The organism is Pseudomonas sp. TKO26 (genome assembly GCF_003225665.1).
GTDB lineage: Bacteria > Pseudomonadota > Gammaproteobacteria > Pseudomonadales > Pseudomonadaceae > Aquipseudomonas > Aquipseudomonas saponiphila.
Window position 1 is genome coordinate 1 of sequence record NZ_QKLN01000070.1, and the last position, 380, is coordinate 380.

Genomic DNA, 380 nt, shown 5'->3' on the forward strand with positions numbered 1-380 from the left:
CTTCTGAGTTCGGCATGGATTCAGGTGGGACCACAGCGCTAAGGTCGCCAAGCAAATTCTTTTTCGTTACGAGTGTCGAGATTTCTCGATACGAGACTCCTAACGTTACAATCTTAAAAACTGACTATCGCGATACTCGACAACTCGATTCTCGCGGTCTCAAACTTACATTCAAGTGTTTGTGGAGTCCGATAAAACCCCTTGGGTGTTGTATGGTTAAGCCTCACGGGCAATTAGTACAGGTTAGCTCAACGCCTCACAGCGCTTACACACCCTGCCTATCTACGTCGTAGTCTCCAACAACCCTTTAGGATACTTAAAGTATCAGGGATGACTCATCTTGAGGCTCGCTTCCCGCTTAGATGCTTTCAGCGGTTATC

The 380-nt window shown here is 47.1% G+C and carries 1 rRNA gene; it reads right to left on the minus strand.

Annotated elements, in window-relative coordinates:
• Nucleotides 1–212: 212 nt before the first annotated feature.
• Nucleotides 213–380: ribosomal RNA gene (locus tag DNK59_RS31500) — 23S ribosomal RNA — on the minus strand; the annotation flags it as partial.